Annotated in this window: 1 protein-coding gene; it reads left to right on the top strand. The window is 44.9% G+C overall.

The genetic code is table 11. The features are described 5' to 3' along the window. On the top strand, positions 1–334 hold a 334-nt coding region (locus tag MWU32_RS00060), incomplete at both ends, for a transposase (protein ID WP_246936566.1).

The following is a 334-nucleotide window of genomic DNA, read 5'->3' as shown; positions in this document are numbered from 1 at the left end:
GGGGGAAATACTGAACTTTACCATAACCCAGGCGAACGTGGACGACAGGGAGCCGCTCAAAAATGAACGTTTTCTGGACAAGATCTATGGAAAGCTATTCGCCGACAAGGGCTACATTGGAAAGAGCTTGATGGAAATGCTATTCATCGATGGCGTACAGCTGATCACATCCATCAGGAACAACATGAAGAACTCGCTGATGACAATGTCGGACAAAATATTGCTGAGAAAACGATCGGTCATAGAAACGGTCAACGACGAACTAAAGAACATCTGCCAAATAGAGCACTCGAGGCACAGAAGCTTCGGGAACTTTTTGGTAAATATCATCACA

This window comes from Gelidibacter sp. F63206, assembly GCF_023015735.1.
The sequence above is the reverse complement of the archived record's forward strand: the minus strand, read 5'-3'. Positions and strand labels throughout refer to the sequence as shown.